Source organism: Arthrobacter sp. E70, from assembly GCF_058266945.1.
In genome coordinates this window covers 1-23,283 of the sequence record NZ_JBYQFR010000020.1, presented here as the reverse complement: position 1 = coordinate 23,283, position 23,283 = coordinate 1, and the positions used below count along the sequence as shown (strand labels likewise).

20 protein-coding genes and 1 pseudogene are annotated in these 23,283 nt (G+C 65.5%); 15 read left to right on the top strand and 6 right to left on the bottom strand.

The features are described 5' to 3' along the window. Positions 1–109 precede the first annotated feature (109 nt). Together AC3IMC_RS19075 and AC3IMC_RS19070 are read left to right on the top strand one after the other, a co-directional pair. The gene (locus tag AC3IMC_RS19075; RefSeq protein ID WP_454486409.1) at positions 110–1,330 is read left to right on the top strand and encodes a pyridoxal phosphate-dependent aminotransferase; all 1,221 of its coding nucleotides are present in this window, start codon (positions 110–112) and stop codon (positions 1,328–1,330) included. Between the two features lie 52 nt (positions 1,331–1,382). Then, positions 1,383–2,237 (top strand): polyphosphate kinase 2 family protein, encoded by an 855-nt coding sequence (locus tag AC3IMC_RS19070; RefSeq protein ID WP_490920355.1) that lies wholly within the window; start codon positions 1,383–1,385, stop codon positions 2,235–2,237. Positions 2,238–2,271: 34 nt separating this feature from the next. Here AC3IMC_RS19070 and AC3IMC_RS19065 read toward each other — a convergent pair whose 3' ends face one another. Together AC3IMC_RS19065 and xseA are read right to left on the bottom strand one after the other, a co-directional pair. After that, a complete protein-coding gene (locus AC3IMC_RS19065) occupies positions 2,272–2,490 on the bottom strand; it encodes an exodeoxyribonuclease VII small subunit (RefSeq protein WP_490920353.1) in 219 nt (72 codons plus the stop codon). Further along, a complete protein-coding gene (gene xseA / locus AC3IMC_RS19060; RefSeq protein ID WP_490920352.1) occupies positions 2,487–3,821 on the bottom strand; it encodes an exodeoxyribonuclease VII large subunit in 1,335 nt (444 codons plus the stop codon). Before xseA ends, AC3IMC_RS19065 begins: the two co-directional genes overlap by 4 nt. Before the next feature lie 162 nt (positions 3,822–3,983). Here xseA and AC3IMC_RS19055 point away from each other — a divergent pair, with 162 nt between their 5' ends. Further along, complete coding sequence (locus AC3IMC_RS19055; RefSeq protein ID WP_490920351.1) at positions 3,984–4,835, top strand: hypothetical protein; 852 nt, start codon at positions 3,984–3,986, stop codon at positions 4,833–4,835. Between the two features lie 9 nt (positions 4,836–4,844). After that, complete coding sequence (locus AC3IMC_RS19050) at positions 4,845–5,924, top strand: 4-hydroxy-3-methylbut-2-enyl diphosphate reductase (protein ID WP_490920350.1); 1,080 nt, start codon at positions 4,845–4,847, stop codon at positions 5,922–5,924. Between the two features lie 75 nt (positions 5,925–5,999). Here AC3IMC_RS19050 and AC3IMC_RS19045 read toward each other — a convergent pair whose 3' ends face one another. Further along, positions 6,000–7,226, bottom strand: coding sequence for a DNA recombination protein RmuC (locus tag AC3IMC_RS19045; protein WP_490920349.1), 1,227 nt, complete (start codon positions 7,224–7,226; stop codon positions 6,000–6,002). A 90-nt stretch (positions 7,227–7,316) separates the two neighbouring features. Here AC3IMC_RS19045 and ychF point away from each other — a divergent pair, with 90 nt between their 5' ends. From ychF to AC3IMC_RS19015, 6 genes are all read left to right on the top strand, one after another. After that, on the top strand, positions 7,317–8,402 hold the full coding sequence (gene ychF / locus AC3IMC_RS19040; protein WP_221386571.1) for a redox-regulated ATPase YchF: 1,086 nt from the start codon (positions 7,317–7,319) through the stop codon (positions 8,400–8,402). 86 nt (positions 8,403–8,488) lie between these two features. Then, on the top strand, positions 8,489–10,249 hold the full coding sequence (locus AC3IMC_RS19035; RefSeq protein WP_490920348.1) for an ABC transporter family substrate-binding protein: 1,761 nt from the start codon (positions 8,489–8,491) through the stop codon (positions 10,247–10,249). 287 nt (positions 10,250–10,536) lie between these two features. Next, positions 10,537–12,225, top strand: a complete 1,689-nt coding sequence (locus AC3IMC_RS19030; RefSeq protein ID WP_490920347.1) for a peptide ABC transporter substrate-binding protein — start codon at positions 10,537–10,539, stop codon at positions 12,223–12,225. A gap of 124 nt (positions 12,226–12,349) precedes the next feature. Then, complete coding sequence (locus AC3IMC_RS19025; RefSeq protein WP_221386574.1) at positions 12,350–13,279, top strand: ABC transporter permease; 930 nt, start codon at positions 12,350–12,352, stop codon at positions 13,277–13,279. Beyond that, a complete protein-coding gene (locus AC3IMC_RS19020; RefSeq protein ID WP_461857436.1) occupies positions 13,269–14,213 on the top strand; it encodes an ABC transporter permease in 945 nt (314 codons plus the stop codon). The genes AC3IMC_RS19025 and AC3IMC_RS19020 overlap by 11 nt, the downstream gene beginning before the upstream one ends. 11 nt (positions 14,214–14,224) lie before the next feature. Beyond that, entirely contained in the window at positions 14,225–15,931 is a 1,707-nt protein-coding gene (locus AC3IMC_RS19015) for a dipeptide ABC transporter ATP-binding protein (RefSeq protein ID WP_490920346.1), read from the top strand. A gap of 100 nt (positions 15,932–16,031) precedes the next feature. Here AC3IMC_RS19015 and AC3IMC_RS19010 read toward each other — a convergent pair whose 3' ends face one another. Continuing rightward, the gene (locus AC3IMC_RS19010; RefSeq protein ID WP_490920345.1) at positions 16,032–16,925 is read right to left on the bottom strand and encodes an SGNH/GDSL hydrolase family protein; all 894 of its coding nucleotides are present in this window, start codon (positions 16,923–16,925) and stop codon (positions 16,032–16,034) included. A 262-nt stretch (positions 16,926–17,187) separates the two neighbouring features. Here AC3IMC_RS19010 and typA point away from each other — a divergent pair, with 262 nt between their 5' ends. Continuing rightward, on the top strand, positions 17,188–19,116 hold the full coding sequence (gene typA / locus AC3IMC_RS19005; protein ID WP_490920344.1) for a translational GTPase TypA: 1,929 nt from the start codon (positions 17,188–17,190) through the stop codon (positions 19,114–19,116). Between the two features lie 203 nt (positions 19,117–19,319). Next, positions 19,320–19,547 (top strand): hypothetical protein, encoded by a 228-nt coding sequence (locus tag AC3IMC_RS19000; protein ID WP_490920343.1) that lies wholly within the window; start codon positions 19,320–19,322, stop codon positions 19,545–19,547. Positions 19,548–19,596: 49 nt separating this feature from the next. Here AC3IMC_RS19000 and AC3IMC_RS18995 read toward each other — a convergent pair whose 3' ends face one another. Beyond that, positions 19,597–19,839 carry a putative acetyltransferase gene (locus AC3IMC_RS18995; protein WP_490920342.1) on the bottom strand — a complete coding sequence of 81 codons (243 nt, stop codon included), beginning with the start codon at positions 19,837–19,839 and terminating at the stop codon, positions 19,597–19,599. 136 nt (positions 19,840–19,975) lie between these two features. On the opposite strand from AC3IMC_RS18995, the gene fdxA reads away from it, so the two are divergent. The 3 genes from fdxA to AC3IMC_RS18980 all read left to right on the top strand — a co-directional run bounded on the left by fdxA (position 19,976) and on the right by AC3IMC_RS18980 (position 22,982). Continuing rightward, positions 19,976–20,302 carry a ferredoxin gene (fdxA, locus tag AC3IMC_RS18990; RefSeq protein WP_009356972.1) on the top strand — a complete coding sequence of 109 codons (327 nt, stop codon included), beginning with the start codon at positions 19,976–19,978 and terminating at the stop codon, positions 20,300–20,302. A 13-nt stretch (positions 20,303–20,315) separates the two neighbouring features. After that, on the top strand, positions 20,316–21,470 hold the full coding sequence (gene dapC, locus AC3IMC_RS18985) for a succinyldiaminopimelate transaminase (protein ID WP_490920340.1): 1,155 nt from the start codon (positions 20,316–20,318) through the stop codon (positions 21,468–21,470). 225 nt (positions 21,471–21,695) lie between these two features. After that, on the top strand, positions 21,696–22,982 hold the full coding sequence (locus tag AC3IMC_RS18980) for a citrate synthase (RefSeq protein ID WP_221386582.1): 1,287 nt from the start codon (positions 21,696–21,698) through the stop codon (positions 22,980–22,982). A gap of 132 nt (positions 22,983–23,114) precedes the next feature. On the opposite strand, the pseudogene AC3IMC_RS18975 reads toward AC3IMC_RS18980, so the two are convergent. Further along, a pseudogene (locus tag AC3IMC_RS18975) lies at positions 23,115–23,283 on the bottom strand (UDP-glucose 4-epimerase GalE); the annotation flags it as partial.

Below are 23,283 nucleotides of genomic sequence, written 5' to 3'. Positions count from 1 at the left end.
GCAGGTGATGACGACGGCGGCTGCCGGACTTGCAAAGGTACGCAGCCGCCGTCGTCCGTGTGGCGGAGGTCTCAACGGCCGTCCATCCTTCCTGTGGCATATTTGAGGGATGGCAGAATTCCGGCAGTCCACCAAGCTCAACAACGTCCTGTATGACATTCGTGGACCGATCCTCCAGGCCGCCCAGCAGATGGAGGCGGAGGGTCACCGGATCCTGAAACTGAACATCGGCAACCCGGCGCCGTTTGGGTTCGAAGCGCCGGACGCCATCCTGGTGGACATGATCCGCCACCTGCCGCACGCACAGGGCTACAGCGATTCGCGCGGGATCTTCTCCGCCCGCACCGCAGTCTCGCAGTACTACCAGACCCGCGGTATCCAGAACATCCACGTCGACGACATCTACCTGGGCAACGGCGTCAGCGAACTGATCACCATGTCCCTGATGGCGCTGCTGGACGACGGCGACGAGGTCCTCATCCCCACCCCGGACTACCCGCTGTGGACCGCGTCCGTGGCCCTGGCCGGCGGCCGGCCGGTGCACTACCTGTGCGACGAGGAGTCGGGCTGGCAGCCGGACCTTGAGGACATGGAAGCGAAGATCACCCCGCGCACCAAGGGGATCGTGGTCATCAACCCGAACAACCCCACCGGGGCCGTCTACCCGGAGGCCACCCTGAAGCGGATCGTGGCCCTTGCCGAGAAACACGGCCTGGTGATTTTCGCGGACGAAATTTACGAGAAGATCCTGTACGAGGACGCCGTCCATGTGAACCTGGCAAAGCTCACCGGCGACGACGTCCTGTGCCTGACCTTCAGCGGACTGTCCAAGGCCTACCGGGTGTGCGGCTACCGCGCCGGCTGGATGGCAATCTCGGGGCCCAAGAAGGACGCCGCGGACTACCTCGAGGGCATCAACCTCCTGGCCAACATGCGGCTGTGCGCCAACGTGCCCGCCCAGCACGCCATCCAGACTGCACTGGGCGGCTACCAGAGCATCAACGACCTGATCCTCCCGGGCGGCCGGCTCCTGGAGCAGCGCAACAAGGCGTACGACATGCTCAACGCCATTCCCGGCGTCAGCACACAGCAGGCAAGGGGTGCCCTCTACCTCTTCCCCCGCCTTGACCCGGAGGTCTTCCACATCCGTGACGACGAGAAGTTTGTCCTCGACCTCCTGCGGGAACAGAAGATCCTGGTCTCCCACGGCCGCGCCTTCAACTGGGTGCGCCCCGACCACTTCCGCATGGTGACGCTGCCCAACGTCAAGGACATCGAGGAGGCCATCGGCCGGATGGGGGACTTCCTCAGCCGGTACCAGGGGAACTAGCCTATGCTCACGGGCCCCGCCGGGTCCGCGTACCCCTGGGGAAAGGACTGCCATGGCCCGCATCGTTGGTTTCGACCAGCATCCCGCTGAAACCCTTCGTGCCGGCGAGGGGTTCTCCCTGGCGGCGGTGGACCCCGATTCGACGCCCGGTTACAGCGGAAGCAAGGCGGACGGCCAGTTGCTGCTGACGGAGATGGATGACGAACTGTCCGGGCTGCAGGAAAAATTGTTTGCCGAATCCCGGTTCGGCGGCAAGAAGCGGGTCCTGCTGATCCTGCAGGCGATGGACACCGCGGGCAAGGGCGGCATCGTCAACCACGTGATGGCCGCCATGAACCCGCAGGGCGTCCAGTTCAAGGCGTTCAAGGCCCCCACGGACGAGGAGAAGTCCTACGACTTCCTGTGGCGGATCGAGAAGGAAGTGCCGGCAGCAGGGATGGTGGGGGTCTTCGACCGCTCCCACTATGAGGACGTCCTGATCCACAAGGTCCACGGTTGGGCCACCCCGGACGAGATCAAGCGGCGGTACGTCGCCATCAACGAGTTCGAGGCCAGGCTGGTGGATTCCGGGACCACGGTGGTCAAGGTGATGCTCCACATCAGCGGGGAGGAACAGAAGCAACGGCTGCTGGCCCGTCTGGACAACCCGGCGAAGCACTGGAAATACAGCCACGGTGACCTGGACGAACGCGCCTTTTGGAACGACTATATGGACGCCTACCAGGCCGCGATTGAGGAAACGAGCACGCCGACCGCGCCCTGGCACGTTGTTCCGGCCAACAAGAAATGGTTCGCCCGGATCGCCGTCCAGCAGCTGCTGCTCGGCGCCCTGTCATGCCTGAACCTGAAGTGGCCGAAGGCGGAATTCGACGTTGCCGCCGAACGGGAGCTCGTGGCCCGCTCCTGACCGACGCGCTGTTGGGGACGGTGCTGTTGACGATTTAGAGCGGCTGGTCGCGGGCGGCTGCCAAGCGCTTGCGTGCGCCCTCCAGCCATTCCTCGCAGCGCGCGGCCAAGGCCTCTCCGCGTTCCCACAGGGCCAGGGATTCCTCAAGACTCGCCCCGCCTGCCTCCAACCGTCCTACTACGGCGATGAGCTGCTCGCGGGCTTCCTCGTAGCTGAGGGCCGCGACGTCGGACCCGTGCTTTTCTTCTGTCATGCTTTCTCTTCCACTTCCTGGTGATGGTCTGGGTTTCCTGGGTGCAGCTCACCGGTGGAGGTGGCACCGAAGCGGCCTTCCGCCACGCGGATCGACAGGGCAGCCCCCGCGGGGGCTTCGGCCGGGCGGCGGACCACGGCGTGTCCGGCCTCGGCGATCCGGGCGGCCTGGTCTCCGGCCAGTTCGACGACGGCGTACCCCCGGTCCAGCGTCTTCTGGGGCGAGAGTGCGCGCACCTGGGCTTTCAGGTGCTCCAGCTGGTCGGCGGCACGCACCACCGTTGAGTTCGCCGCCGCGGAGGAGCGGCGCAGCAGCCGCTCGATTTCCTCCACCCGGACGGTCACCAAACCTTCCGGCGCCGCCATGACAGGCCGGGAATGCAGGGACGCCAGCCGGTCCGCTTCGCGGTCCACCAGCCGTTCCATGCAGCGGCGCAGCTGCTCGCGTGCCTGCCGGACGCCGGCGAGTTCCTCGGAGACTTCCGGGACGATGCGCTTCGCGGCGTCCGTGGGGGTTGAGGCACGAAGGTCCGCGACCTCGTCCAGCAGCGGCCGGTCCGCCTCATGCCCGATGGCACTAACTACCGGCGTGGCGGCCGCGGCAACGGCCCGGATGAGGTCCTCGCTGTTGAACGGCAGGAGGTCTTCGAGCGCGCCTCCGCCGCGGGCGATGACAATGACATCAACCTCGGGCCGCACGTCCAGCTCGCGCAGTGCGCGGACAACCTGCGCCACCGCCGTATTGCCCTGGACGGCCACTTCGCGGATCTCGAACTCGACAGCCGGCCATCGCAGGGCAGCGTTCCGCAGGATGTCCTTTTTCGCATCTGAGTCCCGGCCGGTGATCAGGCCGATGCGGTGCGGCAGCAGCGGCAGGGGCTTCTTGCGGGAGTCGGCAAACAGGCCTTCGGCCGCCAGGGCCTGGCGCAGCCGCTCGATCCGGGCCAGGAGGTCGCCCAGGCCCACCGGCCGGATATCACGCACGAGCATGTTGAGCCGGCCGGTCTTCAGCCAAAATTCCGGCTTCAGCAGCGCCACCACCCGCGATCCGCGCTCCAGCGGAAGGTTCTGCCGTTCCAGTACCTTGGTCCAGACCGACGCCGGCAAGGACACCTCCGCGTCCACGTCCCGGAGGGTGAGGTAGGCATTGCTGCCGCGGCGGTTCAGCTCGATGACCTGGCCCTCCACCCACGCGGACGGGGTCCGGTCGATGTGGGCCTTCAGCTTCTGGGACAGCAACTGCAGCGGCCACGGGTTATCCGGGCTGGTCTCGGCGGCAGTGGCGGGCAGGGTAGTGGGCTGGGTACCGGGAAGGGACGCCTGCTCAGACATGCGGCTGCCCCTGCTGGGCTGGAACTGCGGGCATGGGGTCCTTCGACTGTCGTGGGCGGTCAATCAACCTTATCCATAACGTCTAGCACGGGGGACTGACAGCGGCCGCCGGCCAACCTTGCCTAGGATGGTTTTACCGCCATCAACCCCAAAGGACCTGCTGTGCGCACATTTGTTTCTGCCGTTGCCACCGTGCTCGGCCTCCTCCTGGCCGCCGTAGCGGTACCCGCCATCTGGGTGGACCGGACCATTGTCCAGGAGGACGGGTTCGTCCGGCTCGCCGGACCCCTGGGCAAGGACTCCGAGTTCCAGAAGAAACTGGCCTCTGCCGCGGTGGGAACCATCGATACCGAAGCCGTCCCGGGGTTCCTGTCCGGCCTGGTCGAGCCCATGCTGGAGAAGGCGGCAGAGTCGCTGACCGGGTCGCCAGGCTATCCGGCAGCCTGGGAGGAAACACTGCGCAAAAGCCACCGCCTCAGCTTCCCGGACCAAGCCGCGGAGTCCACCGGCGGCAGCGCCGCCTCGACGCTGACCCTCGACGTCGCACCGTTGGTCGCCCTCGGCTCCGGGGAAATCTCCCGTGCCACCGGTCTGCCTCTCGATCCGCCGGCGCAAACGCTGATCAACGTCGGCCAGCCCGCGCAGCGGCAGTGGGCGGAACAGCTGGCGACCTACGCGCCCATGGGTTACATCCTGGCCCTCGGGTCCTGCATCGCCTTCCTGCTGGCTCTCGTCGCGGCACGCCGGCGCGGGACCGTGCTCCTGGCCGCCGGGGTAGGGGCGCTTGCTGTGGCAGCTCTCTGGGCGCTTGGCTCGCAACTGGGCGCGGCGCGGGCGGTGGCCACTGACACGGGCAATGCCGTGGCCAACATGTTCCGTGACGAATTTGTGGCTGCGGCCGCCGCGGACTTCCAGGGGTGGACTGCCGCCGCCGCAATCATCGGCGGAGTGCTGGTGGCGGCGGGCATTGTGACGTTGTTCGCACGCCGGATGCGGCCGCGGACGAGCCGGTAGCATGGAGCAATGACCTCCTCGGCTGTATCCCTTTCGATGCCCACCATTCCCCGCAGGCGCCGTTCGCCGGAGGACGTGGCCGCCGCAGCCCCGATTAACGGACCCAAGAAGGTGCTGCTGGCCGCCCCCCGCGGATACTGCGCCGGGGTGGACCGGGCTGTGATCGCGGTCGAAAAAGCGCTGGAACACTATGGGCCGCCGGTTTACGTCCGCAAGCAGATCGTGCACAACGTCCACGTGGTCAGCTCGCTCGAGGAAAAAGGCGCCATCTTCGTCGACGAAACGGATGAGGTCCCCGAAGGCGCCCTGGTGATCTTCTCCGCACATGGCGTTTCCCCGGCAGTAGTGGAATCCGCCGAGAGCCGCGGGCTCCGCACCATCGATGCCACATGCCCGCTGGTCACCAAGGTGCACAAGGAGGCCGTCCGTTTTGCCAAGGACGATTTCGACATCCTGCTGATCGGCCACGACGGCCATGAGGAAGTGGAAGGAACCTCTGGCGAGGCTCCCGAACACATCCAGATCATCAACGGCCCGCACGAGGTGGACAAGGTCACCGTGCGCGACCCCGAAAAGGTCATCTGGCTTTCGCAGACCACGCTCAGCGTTGACGAGACGATGGAGACGGTGCGGCTGCTGAAGGAACGGTTCCCCACGTTGCAGGACCCGCCCAGTGACGACATTTGCTACGCCACCACCAACCGCCAGGTGGCCATCAAGAAGATCTCGCCGCAGGCAGACCTCGTGATCGTGGTGGGCTCGGCCAACTCGTCGAACTCCGTCCGCCTGGTGGAAGTCGCCCTGGAGTATGGCGCCAAGGCGTCCTACCGCGTCGACTTTGCGAACGAGGTGGATGAATCCTGGTTCGAAGGCGTGGCCACGGTGGGGGTCACCTCCGGAGCTTCCGTTCCCGAGGTCCTGGTGCAGGACGTACTGCGGCTGCTCGCCGAGTACGGCTACGGCACCGTGGAGGAAGTGGTTACAGCCGAGGAAGACTTGCTGTTCTCCCTTCCCAAGGAGCTCCGGGCCACCCTGAAACAGGCCGGCGACGTCAGCCGTGCACTGGGCGGGCGCAGGCCCCGCAGCTAGGGCAAACCACCACATCCGCAACGCCAGGGGCCGGACAGTCGATCACTGTCCGGCCCCTGCTGCAACCATGTTCTTCTAGGCGGCTTCCTCGCCGCCCTGGAGCTCCGGAGCCGCCAGCGCGCGGGGCGTCACTTCCACTACGGGGGGCGTCACCAGTCCGGACTCCTCCAGCGTATTGAGCTTGCGGGCCGTGGGCAGGACGCGTGCTTCGAGGGTCCCCACCATGGCGTTGTAGCGGTCCACCGCGGTCTTCAGCGAGGATCCCAGCTTGCTGACGTTCTCACCCAGCGTTCCCATCCGGTCATACAGCTGCCGGGCAAGCTCGAACAACTCCCGTGCACTGTCCGTCAGCACGTCCTGGCGCCAGGTGAAGGCGACGGATTTCAGCACTGCCAGGAGCGTGCCAGGGGACGCCAGGACCACGTTCCTGGACAGGGCGTGGTCCAGGAGCCCGGCATCGGCCTCCAGCGCCGCGGCAAGGATGGACTCTGCCGGAATGAAGCAGACCACCAGTTCGGGGGAGTTGCCGGGGATGTCCCAGTACTTCTTGTTGCCCAGTGAGTCCACGTGGGACCGGAGGGCCTTGGCATGGGCAGCGAGCAGCGTCTGCTGGGTCCTGCGGTCCTGCGCGGGCAGCGGCCCAGGCCGGCCCGGGTGGGCAGCGGCGGCCCCCATGTCCTGGGCTTCCAGGTACGAGGCGAGCGGCACCTTGGCATCAACGACGATCTGCTTCTCGCCGGGAAGCTGGACCACCAGGTCGGGGCGCACGGCGGCGTCCCCTCCCGCGCTGTGCACCTGCTCCACGAAATCGACATGCCGCAGCATTCCGGAAGCCTCCACCACGCGGCGCAGCTGAACCTCGCCCCACTGCCCCCGGGCGCTGTTGGACCGCAGTGCCGACTCGAGGGCATGCGTGGACCTGATGAGCTGTTCGTCTGACAGCCTGGCCTCCTGCAGCTGCTGCGCGAGCTGGCCGTACTGTTCCACCCGGTCGCGCTCCAGCAGCGCCACCTGCTGCTGTACCGCTGAAAGCTTCTCCGCCACGGGGGCCAGGGCGCGCAGCACACTGCCGTCCTGCGACCGTGCTTCACCCAGCTCGCGGTTCTGTGCCGCCAAAAGCCGCCGCTCGGCGTCGGCCGCTGCCAGCTGGGCGTTCACCTCCGACAACCGGGACGACACCTCGTCGAAGTCAGCCTCCAGTGCACGCGAGTTCCTGCGCAGCGAAAAGTAGGTGGCCGCGGCGCCGGCGAGGGCGCCGAGCAGCAGCATGAAAAGGGCCAGAATCAACGCAAATGCATCCATGCCTTCACTGTTGCACGGGGCTCTGACAATCACCGGCAGTGACATTCTCCGGTACTGCCTCCAGGGGCGCGGCGGGTAGAATGAATCCTCGTGGCTCTTACTATTGGCATCGTCGGACTGCCCAATGTCGGCAAATCAACCCTCTTCAACGCGCTCACCCGCAACCAGGTGCTGGCCGCGAACTACCCGTTCGCCACCATTGAACCCAACGTGGGCGTCGTGAACCTCCCGGATCCGCGGCTCCAGAAGCTCGCCGGTATCTTCGGCTCGCAGCGGGTCCTGCCCGCCGCCGTCTCCTTCGTTGACATCGCCGGCATCGTTAAGGGCGCCTCGGAGGGGGAAGGGCTGGGCAACCAGTTCCTGGCCAACATCCGTGAGGCAGAAGCCATCGCCGAAGTGGTCCGCGTCTTCGATGACCCCGACGTCATCCACGTGGACGGCAAGGTCGACCCCCGCTCCGACATGGAGACCATCAACACCGAGCTGATCCTCGCCGACCTGCAGACCATCGAAAAGGCGATCCCGCGGATCGAAAAAGAGGTCAAGATCAAGAAGCGGGAGGCCGCTGAACTCGCCGCCATCAAGGCCGCCCAGGCAGTGCTGGAGCGCGGCGACACGATCTACTCCGCCATCAAGAGCGACAAGCTGGAGATGGAACACCTCAAGGAACTGGGCCTGCTGACGGCCAAGCCGTTCATTTACGTGTTCAATGCCGATGAAGCGATCCTGGGCAGCCCGGAAAAGCAGGAGGAGCTGCGGGCCCTCGTGGCACCGGCGGACTGCATCTTCCTCGACGCGAAACTCGAAGCGGACCTCGTGGAACTGGACGAGGAAGAAGCACGCGAGATGCTGGAGATGAACGGCCAGGACGAATCCGGGCTGGACCAACTCGCCCGCGTCGGCTTCCACACCCTGGGCCTGCAGACCTATCTCACGGCCGGACCCAAGGAAGCCCGGGCCTGGACCATCCGGCAGGGTGACACTGCCCCGCAGGCAGCGGGCGTCATCCACTCCGACTTCCAGCGCGGCTTCATCAAGGCCGAGGTTGTCTCCTTTGAGGACCTTGTCGACGCCGGTTCCATGGCCGAGGCCAAGTCCCGCGGCAAGGTCCGGATCGAAGGCAAGGAATACGTCATGGCCGACGGCGACGTGGTGGAGTTCCGCTTCAACGTCTAACGGCCCGCACGGCTTATCCTGACTCTGTAGGGCGTGCATGGTGGCGACCCCGTCCCCTCCGGAGAGGGAAAACACTAGGAGGCGGCATGCCGGTCCGGCGTCTGATGAAGTTGCTCATTGCCGCGTTGGCGGCTGCCCTGGTTCTTTCCGGCTGTTCGGGCGGCAGCGCCCCCTCCGTGGTGGTGGGTGAGGCCAAACGCGGCGGCAGCGTGACGGTGGCGGAGGTCAACGCCTTCTCCTCGTTCAATCCGTACAGCGCCGGTGGCAACACCGACATCAACTCCAAGATCAGCGCCGCCACCCACTCGGGCTTCTTCTTCCTCGATGACAGCTCGAAAGTGGTGCGGAACGACAAGTTCGGGCATTACGAGAAGGTCTCCGACCAGCCGCTTAAGGTGAAGTACACCGTCAACGAGGGCGTCAAGTGGTCCGACGGGGCGCCCATCGGCGCTGCGGACCTCCTGCTGGCCTGGGCGGCCGGCTCGGGCTATTTTGACGATGCCGACCCCGCCGCCGGCACGGGCACCAAGTATTTTTCGGTTGCGTCGGACACCAGCGGCCTGGGCGGCACGGTGTTCCCGGAACTGGGGGGAGACGGCCGCTCCATCACCCTTGAATATTCCGCACCCTACGCGGACTGGGAGGTGGCCTTCGACGTCGGCATGCCAGCCCACGTCGTTGCCGCCAAAAGCGGGTTGAATGACGAGGAAGACCTGGTCAAACTGCTGAAGGACACGCCGCGCGGCAACCCGGAAAAGCCCGTGACGCGCCCGGACCTGAAGAAGGTCAGCGACTTCTGGAACACCGGGTTCGATGCGAAGACCATCCCGGACGATCCGGCCCTGTACCTCTCCAGCGGCCCGTATATCGTCCGTGACATTGTCCCGGAAGTCTCCATGAAACTGGTCCGGAACCGCGACTACGTTTGGGGCCAGGAGCCATGGCTGGATGAAATCAACGTGCGGTTCACCGGGGGCGTGCCCGCGGCGGTTGACGCCATCCGGAACGGGCAGGCGGAGATCATCTCGCCGCAGCCTTCCGCTGCAAACGACGACCTGCTCACCACCCTGTCCGCGCAGGGCGTCACCGTGGAGCGGTACAAGCAGTCCGGCTACGACCACCTGGACCTCAACTTTTCCGGCCCCTTCACGGATAAGGATGTCCGCGAAGCCTTCCTTAAGACCATTCCGCGGCAGGAGATCGTGGACGCCGTGGTGGGCAGCCAGGTGCCCGACGCCAAACCGCTGGACTCGCACGTGTTCCTGCCGGGACAGCCCAAATACGACGAAACAGTCAGGAACAACGGTTCGTCTGATTACGCGAAGGTGGACGTCGAGGCCGCCAGGAAGCTCTTGAAGGGTGCCACGCCCACCATCCGGGTCCTCTACAACCGGGACAATCCCAACCGGGCCAAGGCGTTTTCCCTGCTCCGCGACTCGGCGGCCAAGGCAGGCTTCCAGGTGGTCGACGCCGGGCAGGCCAGTGCCGACTGGGCGGCATCGCAGACCCGGGGCGGGTACGACGCCGTCATCTCGGGGTGGATCGGGACAGCCGCCGGCGTCAGCCGGATTCCGCAAATTTTCCGCACCGGGGCGGGCAGCAACTTCACCGGCTTTTCGAATCCCGACGCTGACAAAATCATGGAACAGCTGGCCACCACCACGGACCTTGGCAAACAGGACGAACTGCTGGCCGACATCGATAAACGGGTATGGGAAGACGCCTACGGGTTGCCGCTGTGCCAGACGCCGGGAACCACCGCCTTCAGTCCGCGGGTAGCGGGCGTGAAGACCAGCCCGGGTCCACTCGGGGTGTGGTGGAACGTTTGGGACTGGCGGCTCGCCTAGCAGCCGGCTACACCCCGAAAAGGGGAGCGTCCGGGCCGCCACGGGAACGTTCACGGCACCGATTCGCCGATCGGCCTACCGGCGAGTAGCATGTGACGTGCATAACTTCCGCCACCTGGGCAGGGCATTTCACAGCGCCGGTCACGGTTTGGCAACGGAGTACCAGTATCTGGACTTCGTGCGGTTAGGCTACTCGTATATGTAGGCCACGTCACAGGGCACAACTGCGTCTGACCTGCGGGGAAGCACAATTCCCGTTACATCTCCCACAACTCATAGGAGGCGGAATGCGTTTTACGCGCACTTCCAAAGCACTGGGCATCGTGGCGGCCGCCACGCTTGCCCTGACCGGGTGCGGCGCCGGCGGCGGCGGCAGCACCGACGGGGCCAGCAACGCTGCCGGCGACCCGAACAAGGTCATCACCGCCTACAGCAACGAACCACAAAATCCGTTGCTGCCGGCAAACACCAATGAGGTCTACGGCGGCCGCGTCGTAAACCTGCTTTTCGAAGGCCTCCGCAGCTACGATGCGAACGGCAAGGCAGTCAACGCGCTTGCCGAATCCATTGACTCCTCCGACGCGCAGAACTGGACCATCAAGGTCAAGCAGGGCCAGAAGTTCACTAACGGCGAGGCGATCACCGCCAAGACCTTCGTGGATTCCTGGAACTTCGCCGCCAACTCCAAGAACCTGCAGAACAACGGATTCTTCTTTGAATCCATCGCCGGCTACGAGGACGTGTCGGCTGTTACCAAGTCCACCGACGCCAGCGGCAAGTCCACCAGCACCCCGGCGCCCAAGGCAGAAACCATGTCCGGCCTGCAGGCCACGGATGACTCCACCATCACCGTCAAGCTGGCCCAGCCTGAAGCGGACTGGTCCCTGCGCCTGGGCTACTCCGCCTTCTACCCGCTGCCTTCCGCAGCACTGGCAGACCCCAAGACCTACGGTGAAAACCCCGTCGGCAACGGACCCTACAAGTTCGAGAAGCAGGGTTCCTGGGTCCACGACCAGTCCATCTCGCTGGTCAAGAACGCTGACTACAACGGCACCCGCCCCGCCAAGAACGGCGGCGTGACGTTCAAGTTCTACACCGATCCGGGCCCCGCCTACACCGACCTGCAGTCGGACAACCTGGACATCACGGACGTCCTGCCGTCCAACGCGCTGAAGACCTACGTCAACGACTTCCCGGACCGCAACGCCACCAAGCCGGTAGCCACCAACTCCACCCTGAACATCCCGGGCTACAACCCGAACTTCCAGGGTGAAGCCGGCAAGCTGCGCCGCCAGGCACTGTCCTACGCCATCAACCGCGAGGAAATCGCGAAGGTGGTCTTCAACGGCACCCGCACCCCGGCCAAGGCCTACGCTCCGCCGGTCATCGATGGCTTCAAGGAAGGCATCAAGGGCAGCGAGGTCCTGAAGTTCGACGCCGCCAAGGCGAAGGACCTGTGGGCCCAGGCTGAAAAGATCCAGCCGTACGACAACTCCAAGCCGCTCCAGATTGCTTCCAACACCGATGGCGGCAACAAGGAATGGATTGACGCCGTGGCCAACGGCTTCAAGAACAACCTCGGCATCCAGGCCGAAATCCAGCCGTTCGCCAAGTTCGCAGAGGTCCTGAACCTGCGCAAGTCCCAGCAGCTGCCGGGCCTGACCCGCGCCGGCTGGCAGGGTGACTACCCGTCGCTGTACAACTTCCTGGGGCCGGTCTGGGCCACGGGCGCATCCTCCAACTACGAGAAGTACTCGAACCCGGAGTTCGACAAGCTCCTCAAGGAGGGCCTGGCCGCGAAGAGCACGGAAGAGGCCAACGCCAAGTTCAACCAGGCGCAGGAAATCCTGTTCCAGGACCTTCCCGGACTGCCGCTCTGGGACCAGGCTCGTCCGATCGTGTGGAGCAACAACGTCGTGAAGGCCGAGACCGGCTGGAACGGTGAAATTCTCTACTACGGCATCACCGCCAAGTAGTCACCAGATCTAACTTGCCGACAGGCTGATGGGGGTTCGGTTACGGCCGGACCCCCATTGGCTTGCATCGGCAGGAAGGCACCCATGAACCCGTTTTGCATCCTTCCGGAAAGCAGGTGATCCTATGCTCCGGTTTATCCTGCGCCGACTGCTCCAGGTGATCCCTGTCTTCCTCGGCACCACCCTTTTGGTCTATTACATGGTGTTCGCCCTGCCGGGCGATCCCATCGCGGCGCTGTTCGGCGACCGCCAGCCCCCGCAGGCCGTGATCGACACCCTGCGCAGCCAGTACAACCTGGACCAGCCGTTCTGGGTCCAGTACGGGCTGTTCCTGAAGAACCTTTTCACCTTTAACCTTGGCAACGACTTCACCGGGCAGCCGATTGCGGCAAGCCTGGCCCGCGTCTTCCCCGTCACGGCGATGCTCGCCATCGAGGCGCTGGCCATCCAGGCCATCTTCGGCGTGCTGTTCGGCGTCTTCGCCGGACTGCGCCGCGGCGGCTGGTTCGATTCAACCGTCCTGGTGGCATCGCTGGTGGTCATCGCAGTGCCCACCTTCGTCCTGGGCTTTGTTTTCCAGCTTGTCTTTGGCGTGCAGCTCGGCTGGGCCAAACCAACCGTGGGTGCGAACGCGAACTGGGGCACGCTGCTGCTTCCCGCGGTGGTCCTGGGGCTCGTATCGTTCGCCTATGTGCTCCGGCTGACCCGGGCGTCGGTCAGCGAAAACATGAACGCCGACTACGTGCGGACGGCCACTGCCAAGGGCCTGTCCCGGCCCCGCGTGGTGCTGGCGCACATCCTGCGCAACTCGTTGATTCCGGTGGTGACCTACCTGGGCGCCAACCTTGGCAGCCTCATGGGCGGTGCCATTGTCACTGAAGGCATCTTCAACGTACCGGGAGTCGGCAACAAGCTTTACCAGGCTGTCCTCCGCAGCGAAGGCCCCACGATCGTCTCCATCGTCAGCGTGCTGGTGCTGGTGTTCGTCGTGGCCAACCTGCTCGTCGACCTCCTGTACGCCTGGCTTGACCCGAGGATCCGCTATGACCAGTAACAACAGCCACTTCGTGGCACCCATCGATGAGACGCCGCTGCAGGCCACGGACGCGGTCAAGACTGACCAAGCCCCCCTCAGCCTGTGGGCCGACGCCTGGCGCAAGCTCCGCCGTCGTCCGCTGTTCATCATCTCGACCATCCTCATCCTGATGCTCATTGTGATCGCCCTGTTCCCCGGGCTCTTCTCCTCGGTGCCGCCGAATGAGAACTGCGAGCTGGCCAACTCCGAAGGCGGGCCGACCGCGGGGCATCCCTTCGGGTTCACCTTCCAGGGCTGCGACGTCTACTCCCGCGTCATCCACGGCACCCAGGCCTCGCTGTCCGTGGGTGTGCTCTCGGTGCTGTGCGTCCTGGTGATCGGCGTGACCATCGGCGCCCTCGCCGGATACTACGGCGGCTGGATCGACGCCGTGCTCGCCCGGCTCGGTGACATCTTCTTCGCCCTGCCGCTCGTCCTGGGTGCGCTGGTGATCACCCAGTTGCCCCTGTTCCGCGAGAACAAGAGCGTCTGGACGGTGGTTTTCGTCATCTCGCTCCTGGCATGGCCTCAGATGGCCCGCATTACCCGCGGTGCGGTGATCGAAGTGCGCAACGCCGACTTCGTGACGGCGGCGCGTGCGCTGGGTGTTTCCAAGTTCGGCGCCCTGCTGCGCCATGTGCTGCCGAACGCCCTGGCTCCGATCATCGTCCTGGCGACGCTGGAACTGGGCGTGTTCATTGTCGCCGAAGCCACCCTGTCCTTCCTGGGCATCGGCCTGCCCCAGAGCATCATGTCCTGGGGCAATGACATCGCCGGTGCGCAGGCGTCCATCAGGACCCGGCCGGAAATCATGCTCTACCCGGCCGCGGCGCTGTCCATCACCGTGCTGAGCTTCATCATGCTGGGCGACGCCGTTCGCGACGCCCTTGACCCGAAGAGCCGCCAGCGATGAGAGATAAAGAGATGACAACTCCAGACGTCCGCATCGACGAGGCCCGGACCGCCGGCGTGCGGCCGCTGCTTGAAATCCGCGACCTCGCCATCACCTTCAAGACCGGTGGCGGCGAAGTCCAGGCGGTGCGCAACGCCCACCTGACCATCATGCCGGGCGAGACCGTGGCCATCGTGGGGGAGTCGGGCTCCGGCAAGTCGACCACGGCGCTTGCGGCCATCGGGCTCCTGCCCAACAACGGCAGGGTGTCAGGCGGCCAGATCCTGCTGGACGGCGAGGATATTGCGCATGCCAGTGAGCAGCGCATGATCGAACTGCGCGGTAACACCATCGGCATGGTTCCGCAGGACCCCATGTCCAACCTGAATCCGGTGTGGAAGATCGGCTACCAGGTCCGGGAAACGCTGCGCGCGAACGGCCGGCCCAGCGGGCCGGACGATATCGCCAAGGTGCTGTCCCAGGCCGGACTGCCGGACTCCAAGCGGCGGGCCAACCAGTACCCGCACGAGTTCTCCGGCGGCATGCGCCAGCGGGCCCTGATCGCCATCGGCCTGTCCTGCCAGCCGCGCCTGCTGATTGCTGACGAGCCGACGTCGGCCCTGGACGTGACCGTGCAGCGGCAGATCCTGGACCACCTGGACACCATGACCACCGAGCTCGGCACGTCCGTGCTGCTCATCACCCACGACCTGGGGCTGGCAGCCGAGCGCGCAGACAAAGTGGTGGTCATGTACCAGGGCCGCGTCGTAGAAGCGGGCCCCTCGCTGGAACTCCTGCGCAACCCGCAGCACCCGTACACCAAGCGCCTCGTTGAGTCGGCACCCTCGCTCGCCAGCCGCCGCATCCAGGTCGCCAAGGAACAGGGCGTGGAGGCCGCAGACCTGCTGGCGCCTGCCGCCGAAACGGTGAAGCAGGACAGCTTCCTGCAGATCCAGGACTTGCGGAAGGTCTACAAGCTCCGCTCCGGGCTGGGCAAGGCAACGGACTTCGCTGCCGTTGACGGCGTGAGCTTCGACGTCCGGCGCGGCACCACGACGGCGATCGTGGGGGAGTCGGGCTCGGGCAAGTCCACCGTGGCCAAGATGGTGCTCCAGCTGGAGAAGCCGACGGACGGCCGGATCCTGTTCGACGGCGTGGACACCTCGGCGCTGAAGCCTGCCGAACTGTTCAAGTTCCGCAGGCGGGTCCAACCGATCTTCCAGGACCCCTACGGTTCGCTGGATCCGATGTACAACATCTACCGCACCATCGAGGAGCCGCTGCGGGTCCACAAGATTGGTGACCAGGCGAGCCGGGAGAAGAAGGTCAGGACCCTGCTGGACCAGGTGGCACTGCCCCAGTCCGCCATGCAGCGCTACCCGAACGAGCTCTCCGGCGGGCAGCGGCAGCGTGTTGCCATTGCGCGTGCGCTGGCGCTGGACCCCGAGGTCATCATCTGTGACGAAGCGGTGTCCGCCCTGGACGTGCTGGTGCAGGCCCAGGTGCTGAACCTGCTGGCCGACCTGCAGGCCAACCTCGGGCTGACGTACCTGTTCATCACCCACGACCTCGCGGTGGTCCGGCAGATCGCCGACCACGTCTGCGTGATGGAAAAGGGACGCCTGGTGGAGACCGGATCCACGGACGAGGTCTTCGAGTCGCCGAAGCAGGACTACACGAAGGCCCTGCTCAACGCCATCCCGGGTGCCAAGCTGATGCTTCCGCCAGAGGTCGCGTAGCGCAGCAGCACGGATCACGGCTGGAGCCGGGGCCTTCGGGCTCCGGCTCCAGCCGTTTCCTTTTGCTTGTTGGAACGCTCCCGGCGCCCGGGTGCCGTGGTCAGTCCTGAAGTGGGCTGCCCGTGGCAGGGACCGCAGCCAGGGGAGCCTGGTCCGGCGCCGGCGTCATCTTCCGGTCCAGCCCCAGCTCGCGGAGCCTGCGCTCCAGCAGGCTTCCCAGCGCCCTGCGGCCGTCGGCATTCATATGGACCGAGTCAGCCAGGTCCTTCTCAAGCCCGTACCTGGTCAGCCAGTCGCCCACGGAAACGAAGGGCAGGCCGTGCGCTGCCGCCACGGAACCCAACAGCGAGTCCACCTCGCTGCGGCGACCCCCGCCGTCGTCCTTTCCACGTGCCAGGGTGCCGATCATCGCCACCCGCGTTCCGGGGTAACGGCCCTGCAGTTCAGCGATGAGGCGCTCCGCGTTCTCCACGATCCGGGCGTTGGCCGCTCCGCTGGCGGCATCATTGCCGCCACCTTCAACCACGATCAGCGCCGGGGTGCCGGAGGGAAGCTGCCAGTCGCCCCGCAGCAGCGCGTCGACGTAATTACCGGTGGACCCGTTGGCTGCAACGAACCCCGTGCCGCCCCGGCCACAGAAGTACACGTTGTACCCCGCAGCGGCGAGGCCCACGCGGGGCCAGCCGTCCGCCGGTTCGGACTGGGAATCGCCAATCAGCAGGACGGTCCTGGCGACGTCGGGCACCACTGCCTCCAGCCGGCCGTTGGAAGGGTTCCGGACTTTGGCGGTTGCTGTCACGCCGGTTGCGCCTGCGGTCGTGGCCCCGGCGCCGCCGGGCAGGGTTCCTGCCGCATTGGCCGGGAGGGCAGACGGCGAAGCGGAAGCGGAACAACCGGTGAGTCCGGCCATCCCCGAAAAGCTGAGGGCGGCAGCCAACACAAGGGCTGACGCCCTGGCAGGGGCGGGGCGCGTGCGGCCCGTTGCTGGCGGCATCTTTGTCTCCGGCAGTGGTGGTCTAAGTCACAGCAATCATGCCACGAGGCAGTGGCTGCGAGTGAATTTCATCACAGCCCGGCTATCCGGCCTCCCGGCATGCCGGTCCCGGCCGCCGGGAGTCCGCGGGGAATTTAGGCCAATAAATGGCACACCGGCTAGAATGGAGCAAGGTGCCCTGTGTTAAGGGCCGGATCCGTCGTGCGTTCCAGTTGGAAATGTCGCGATGCTACAGCTGACCCACTGAATCGAGCCATTACGCATGTCTGAAACCACCACCAACACTGCGGTAGCCACTGCATCGCGCAGTGACCTGCGCAACGTCGCGATCGTGGCCCACGTTGACCACGGCAAGACCACCCTGGTCGACGCCATGCTCAAGCAGACCAACTCCTTTGCCGAGCACAACCACCTCGAAGACCGCGTGATGGACTCCGGTGACCTGGAGCGCGAAAAGGGCATCACCATCCTGGCCAAGAACACCACGGTGGCCTACAACGGTCCGTCCTCCAAGGGCGAGACCATCACGATTAATGTGATCGACACCCCCGGCCACGCCGACTTCGGCGGCGAGGTCGAGCGCGGCCTGTCCATGGTTGACGGCGTTGTGCTGCTCGTTGACTCTTCAGAAGGCCCGCTGCCCCAGACCCGCTTCGTGCTCCGCAAGGCCCTTGCCGCGCACCTGCCGGTGATCCTGCTGGTCAACAAGACCGACCGCCCGGACGCCCGCATCGACGAAGTGGTGCACGAGTCCATGGACCTCCTCCTTGGCCTGGCATCCGACCTGGCCGACGAAGTGCCGGACCTGGACCTGGACAAGGTCCTGGAAGTTCCGGTCGTCTACGCCGCCGCCAAGGTTGGCCGCGCATCCCTGGAGCAGCCGGCCAACGGCTCCGCCCCGGACAACGAGGACCTTGAGCCGCTGTTCAAGACCATCATCGAGCACATCCCGGCTCCCACCTACAACCCGGAAGGTGTCCTGCAGGCGCACGTCACCAACCTGGACGCCTCCCCGTTCCTGGGCCGCCTCGCGCTGCTCCGCATCTACAACGGCACCCTCCGCAAGGGCCAGCAGGTTGCCTGGGCCCGCCAGAACGGTGAGCTGAAGACCGTCAAGATCACCGAGCTGCTCGCCACCAAGGCTCTGGAGCGTGTTCCCGCGGAGTCTGCCGGCCCCGGCGAGATCGTCGCCGTCGCCGGTATCGAGGACATCACCATCGGTGAAACCCTGACCGACGTCGAAAACCCGCAGCCGCTGCCGCTGATCACCGTTGACGACCCCGCGATCTCCATGACCATCGGTATCAACACCTCGCCCCTGGCCGGCAAGGTCAAGGGTGCCAAGGTCACTGCACGCCAGGTGAAGGACCGGCTGGACAAGGAACTGATCGGTAACGTCTCCATCAAGGTGCTCCCCACCGAGCGCCCCGACGCCTGGGAAGTCCAGGGCCGTGGCGAGCTGGCGCTGGCCATCCTCGTGGAGCAGATGCGCCGTGAAGGCTTCGAACTCACCGTGGGCAAGCCCCAGGTGGTCACCAGGACCATCGACGGCAAGGTCCACGAGCCGATGGAGCACATGACCATCGACGTGCCCGAGGAATACCTGGGCGCCGTGACGCAGCTGATGGCAGCACGTAAGGGCCGGATGACCAACATGGCCAACCACGGCACCGGCTGGTGCCGCATGGAATTCATCGTTCCGGCCCGTGGCCTGATCGGTTTCCGCACCCGCTTCCTCACCGACACCCGCGGCGCGGGCATCGCAGCTTCCATCTCCGAGGGCTACGAGCCGTGGGCCGGACCGATCGAATACCGCACCAACGGCTCCATGGTTGCCGACCGTGCTGGTGTTGTTACCCCGTTCGCCATGATCAACCTGCAGGAGCGCGGCTCCTTCTTCGTCAAGCCCACCTCCGAGGTGTACGAAGGCATGATCGTGGGCGAGAACTCCCGCGCCGACGACATGGACGTCAACATCACCAAGGAAAAGAAGCTCACCAACATGCGTGCCGCTTCCTCGGACACCTTCGAGAACCTGACGCCGCCGCGCGAGCTCACCCTCGAAGAGTCGCTCGAATTCGCCCGCGAGGACGAGTGCGTGGAGGTGACCCCGGAAGCCATCCGCATCCGCAAGGTCATCCTCGACTCCAACGAGCGTGCCAAGGCCAACCGCGCCCGCGCCAAGGCCTAGCAAAGCCCTGATCGAACAGAATGCCACCGGCACCTTGCCGGTGGCATTCTGCGTTCCGGCAGGCCCCGTGAGGTGACGCCACAGTGCGCAGGGGCAGCCGCTGCGCAGTGAGATCCGCCGTCACTGCGCCCGACAGTTTTGCACCTGGCTCTTTTGCTGGGCGCCCCGGGGCTGACCGTCGAACTTCAGGTCAGCATTCCAGGATGGGACACCTGGATCTCCTGGTGGACGGTCTGCTGGGCATCGAGACGGACGGTCTCGCCCACCATAGCAACCGCGCAGCGTACCGGGAGGACAGGCGCCGGTGGAACGCTACCGTTGTCACGGGCGTTCCGTCCCTTCGCGTGACCTTTGAAATGCTCCTGAACGAGCCCGGGGAGTTCGTATGGATGGTTCGAGAGGCCCTGGCGACGTACCGACGTGCGCAGTGAAGGCGTGGCTCGCGGCGCGGGGACAGTCCCTGCGCAGCGACAGGCTTGCTCAGTGCGCGGCCGGGCGGCGGCGCGGGGGAGCCGGCGGCACTTCCTTCGCGGCCACCACGCGTTCAAGGGGAATGACGACGTCGGCCTGCCGGGTTCGGACGGTGCAGGAACCGGCGTCGCACGCCACCAGGTGCCCCAGCGCGTCGGTGAAACCGTCTTCGATCCGGTACCGCACCACTACCCGGATTCCCGGTGCCGCAGAGGAAAGGAACCGGGCGGGCGGGGGTACTGGCTGACTCACCAGTTCATACTAGGGTCCCGGCTAGGTTCGCGGTAACCGGCTGGGAGATAATAGGCTCAGATGTCAGACTCCGGCCGTGCCGCCGGATGCAAGAGCCGGCGGGACGCCGGAACCCCAACGTGGAGAGGCCAGGGACGTGACGTACGTAATCGCGCAGCCGTGTGTGGATGTCAAGGACAAGGCGTGCATTGAAGAATGCCCCGTCGACTGCATCTATGAGGGCGAGCGTTCGCTGTACATCCATCCGGACGAATGCGTCGACTGTGGAGCCTGCGAACCGGTATGCCCGGTGGAGGCCATCTACTACGAGGACGACACCCCCGACGAATGGGCCGACTACTACAAGGCCAACGTGGAGTTCTTTGATGACCTCGGTTCCCCGGGCGGGGCAGCCAAGATCGGCAACACGGGCAAGGACCACCCGATGATCGCTGCGCTGCCCCCGCAGAACCAAGACCACTGACCGGTCGACGACAGTGACCGCAGCAGTGAACCCGTTTGGTCTGGATCTGCCCGACTACCCGTGGGAGGCCATGGCGCCGTACCTGGCGAAGGCAACGGAGCACCCCGGCGGAGCCGTCAACCTGTCCATCGGAACGCCCGTGGACCCCACGCCGGCATTGATCCAGGACGCCCTGAAGGCCGCTGCGGACGCCCCGGGCTACCCCACGGTCCACGGCACGCCCGCCCTGCGCGAAGCAATCGCGGGCTGGTTCGAACGGCGCCGTGGTGTGACAGGCCTCGATCCACGCAACATCATGCCTACGGTTGGTTCGAAGGAACTCGTGGCGTGGCTGCCGCTGCTGCTCGGCCTGAAGCCCGGAGACGTCGTCATCCGCCCCAAGGTGGCCTACCCCACGTACGATATCGGCGCGACCCTGGCCGGCGTCACCTCCGTGGCCACGGACAACCTGGACGAACTCGACGAGGCGACCCGTTCACGGGTCCGGCTGATCTGGGTGAACTCACCCGGCAACCCCACCGGCAGCGTGCGGGATGCGGACTCATTGAAGACGCTGGTGGAGCAGGCCCGCGAACTGGGCGCCGTGGTGGCCTCGGACGAGTGTTACGCGGAGCTGGGCTGGGGCGAATGGGATGTCCAGCGCGGCGGCCAGCCTGTCCCCAGCATCCTGGACCCGCGCGTGGCCGGCGGATCGCACCAGGGCCTGCTGGCGGTGTACTCACTGAGCAAGCAGTCCAATGTTGCCGGCTACCGGGCTGCGTTCGTGGCGGGCGATCCGGACCTGATGCCCAACCTGGTCAACAGCCGGAAGCACGCGGGCATGATCGTGCCCTACCCGATCCAGGAAGCCATGCGCGTTGCCCTCGGGGATGACGCGCACGTCGAAGCCCAGAAGGACCTGTACCGCGGCCGGCGTGAGCGGCTGGTGCCCGCACTGCTGGACTTTGGCCTGGAAATCAAGGAGTCCGACGCCGGGCTGTACCTTTGGTCGACGGCGGGGGAGGGCACGTGGGACACCGTGTCGCGCCTCGCCGAACGCGGCATCGTGGTGGGCCCCGGCGTCTTTTATGGAGAAGCAGGCAACGGGTACGTCCGGGTGGCCCTCACCGGCACCGACGAGCGGATCGACGCAGCAGTGGGCAGGCTCGCAGGGCGGGACGCCAAGTAACAATCCTGTGACTCGCGTCACATCGGCTGCATTTTAGGCCTTGTGGCGCTGTCGCGGATTAGTGACACCCGCCAAGGAGCGGTACTTTTTAACTGATCAATGGTGGCTTTCTACAAGAAGGCAGCCCGGGTGTTGGAACCTGTGTCCTCAGGTGCAGTGCGCGGCTCACCTGATGTTGGATCAAGCTTTCGACAGAGGCCAAAGGCGCCTCATGAAGGGGACTCCATGACTGAGACCAACAATGCTGCGACCCTGCTCCACGCAGGTGGCGAGCTGAAGCTCCCGCGCATCCAGGTTGTTGAAGGGAACGAAGGTTACGACGTCTCCAAGCTGCTGAAGCAGACCGGTGCCGTGACGTTCGACCCCGGCTTCATGAACACCGCAGCAACCACCTCGGCAATCACCTACATCGATGGCGATGCCGGCATCCTGCGCTACCGCGGATACCCCATCGAACAGTTGGCGCAGCACTCCAGCTTCCTCGAGGTGTCCTACCTGCTGATCTACGGCAACCTGCCGACCCCCACGGAACTGGACGAGTTCGACCAGAAGATCCGCCGCCACACCCTGCTCCACGAAGAGCTCAAGGGCTTCTTCGGCGGCTTCCCCCGCGACGCGCACCCCATGCCGGTGCTGTCCTCGGCCGTTTCCGCACTGTCCACGTTCTACCAGGACTCGCTGGACCCGTTCAACGCCGAGCAGGTGGAGGTCTCCACCATCCGCCTGATGGCCAAGCTGCCGGTCATCGCCGCCTACGCGCACAAGAAGTCCATCGGCCAGCCCATGCTGTACCCGGACAACTCCATGAACCTGGTGGAGAACTTCCTGCGCCTCAGCTTCGGCCTGCCCGCCGAGCAGTACGAGCTGGACCCCGTCATCGTCAAGGCGCTGGACCTGCTGCTCATCCTGCACGCGGACCACGAGCAGAACTGCTCCACCTCCACGGTGCGCCTGGTGGGCTCCTCCAACGCCAACCTCTTCGCCTCCGTCTCTGCCGGCATCAACGCCCTCTTCGGCCCCGCGCACGGTGGCGCCAACGAGGCCGTGCTGAAGATGCTCCGCCAGATCCAGGCCGAGGGCCTCAAGCCCGAGGACTACATGGAGAAGGTCAAGAACAAGGAGGACGGCGTCCGCCTCATGGGCTTCGGGCACCGCGTCTACAAGAACTACGACCCGCGCGCCAAGATCGTCAAGGCCACCGCCCACGAGATCCTCGAGAAGCTCGGCGGCAACGACGAACTGCTGGACATCGCCATGCGCCTGGAAGAGAAAGCGCTGAGCGACGACTACTTCATCCAGCGCAAGCTCTACCCGAACGTGGACTTCTACACCGGCCTCATCTACAAGGCCATGGGCTTCCCCGAGAAGATGTTCACCGTGCTCTTCGCCATCGGCCGCCTGCCCGGCTGGATCGCCCAGTGGCGCGAAATGATCAGCGACCCCAACACCAAGATCGGCCGCCCGCGCCAGCTGTACATCGGCGAGCCGGAGCGGGACTACCCGGCCCGCTGAAAGTAGCAACGACGACGGCCGCCCACCTTTCACAGGTGGGCGGCCGTTCCGCATTAATCGCCATCCATTGCTGCGTAACTGCCTTTTTGGGGCACCAAAACGGCAGTTATGGAGCAATCGACGGGGTTGGGCTCAGGAGGCGTAGCCGTTCGGGTTGTTTTTCTGCCAGCGCCAGTGGTCCTCGCACATTTGGTCGACGGTTTTGGTGGTGGACCAGCCGAGGTCGGCGAGGGCTGAGGCGGCGTCTGCCCAGAACGCCGGAAGGTCTCCGGCGCGGCGGTCGGTGATCTCGTAGGGGATG

What these genes read in the sequence shown, in the direction of transcription:
- AC3IMC_RS19075 (WP_454486409.1), top strand. Translation starts at nt 110, where the DNA reads ATGGCAGAATTCCGGCAGTCCACCAAGCTCAACAACGTCCTGTATGAC.
- AC3IMC_RS19070 (WP_490920355.1), top strand. Translation starts at nt 1,383, where the DNA reads ATGGCCCGCATCGTTGGTTTCGACCAGCATCCCGCTGAAACCCTTCGT.
- AC3IMC_RS19065 (WP_490920353.1), bottom strand. Translation starts at nt 2,490, where the DNA reads ATGACAGAAGAAAAGCACGGGTCCGACGTCGCGGCCCTCAGCTACGAG.
- xseA (WP_490920352.1), bottom strand. Translation starts at nt 3,821, where the DNA reads ATGTCTGAGCAGGCGTCCCTTCCCGGTACCCAGCCCACTACCCTGCCC.
- AC3IMC_RS19050 (WP_490920350.1), top strand. Translation starts at nt 4,845, where the DNA reads ATGACCTCCTCGGCTGTATCCCTTTCGATGCCCACCATTCCCCGCAGG.
- AC3IMC_RS19045 (WP_490920349.1), bottom strand. Translation starts at nt 7,226, where the DNA reads ATGGATGCATTTGCGTTGATTCTGGCCCTTTTCATGCTGCTGCTCGGC.
- AC3IMC_RS19035 (WP_490920348.1), top strand. Translation starts at nt 8,489, where the DNA reads ATGCCGGTCCGGCGTCTGATGAAGTTGCTCATTGCCGCGTTGGCGGCT.
- AC3IMC_RS19030 (WP_490920347.1), top strand. Translation starts at nt 10,537, where the DNA reads ATGCGTTTTACGCGCACTTCCAAAGCACTGGGCATCGTGGCGGCCGCC.
- AC3IMC_RS19025 (WP_221386574.1), top strand. Translation starts at nt 12,350, where the DNA reads ATGCTCCGGTTTATCCTGCGCCGACTGCTCCAGGTGATCCCTGTCTTC.
- AC3IMC_RS19020 (WP_461857436.1), top strand. Translation starts at nt 13,269, where the DNA reads ATGACCAGTAACAACAGCCACTTCGTGGCACCCATCGATGAGACGCCG.
- AC3IMC_RS19015 (WP_490920346.1), top strand. Translation starts at nt 14,225, where the DNA reads ATGACAACTCCAGACGTCCGCATCGACGAGGCCCGGACCGCCGGCGTG.
- AC3IMC_RS19010 (WP_490920345.1), bottom strand. Translation starts at nt 16,925, where the DNA reads ATGCCGCCAGCAACGGGCCGCACGCGCCCCGCCCCTGCCAGGGCGTCA.
- typA (WP_490920344.1), top strand. Translation starts at nt 17,188, where the DNA reads ATGTCTGAAACCACCACCAACACTGCGGTAGCCACTGCATCGCGCAGT.
- AC3IMC_RS19000 (WP_490920343.1), top strand. Translation starts at nt 19,320, where the DNA reads ATGGGACACCTGGATCTCCTGGTGGACGGTCTGCTGGGCATCGAGACG.
- AC3IMC_RS18980 (WP_221386582.1), top strand. Translation starts at nt 21,696, where the DNA reads ATGACTGAGACCAACAATGCTGCGACCCTGCTCCACGCAGGTGGCGAG.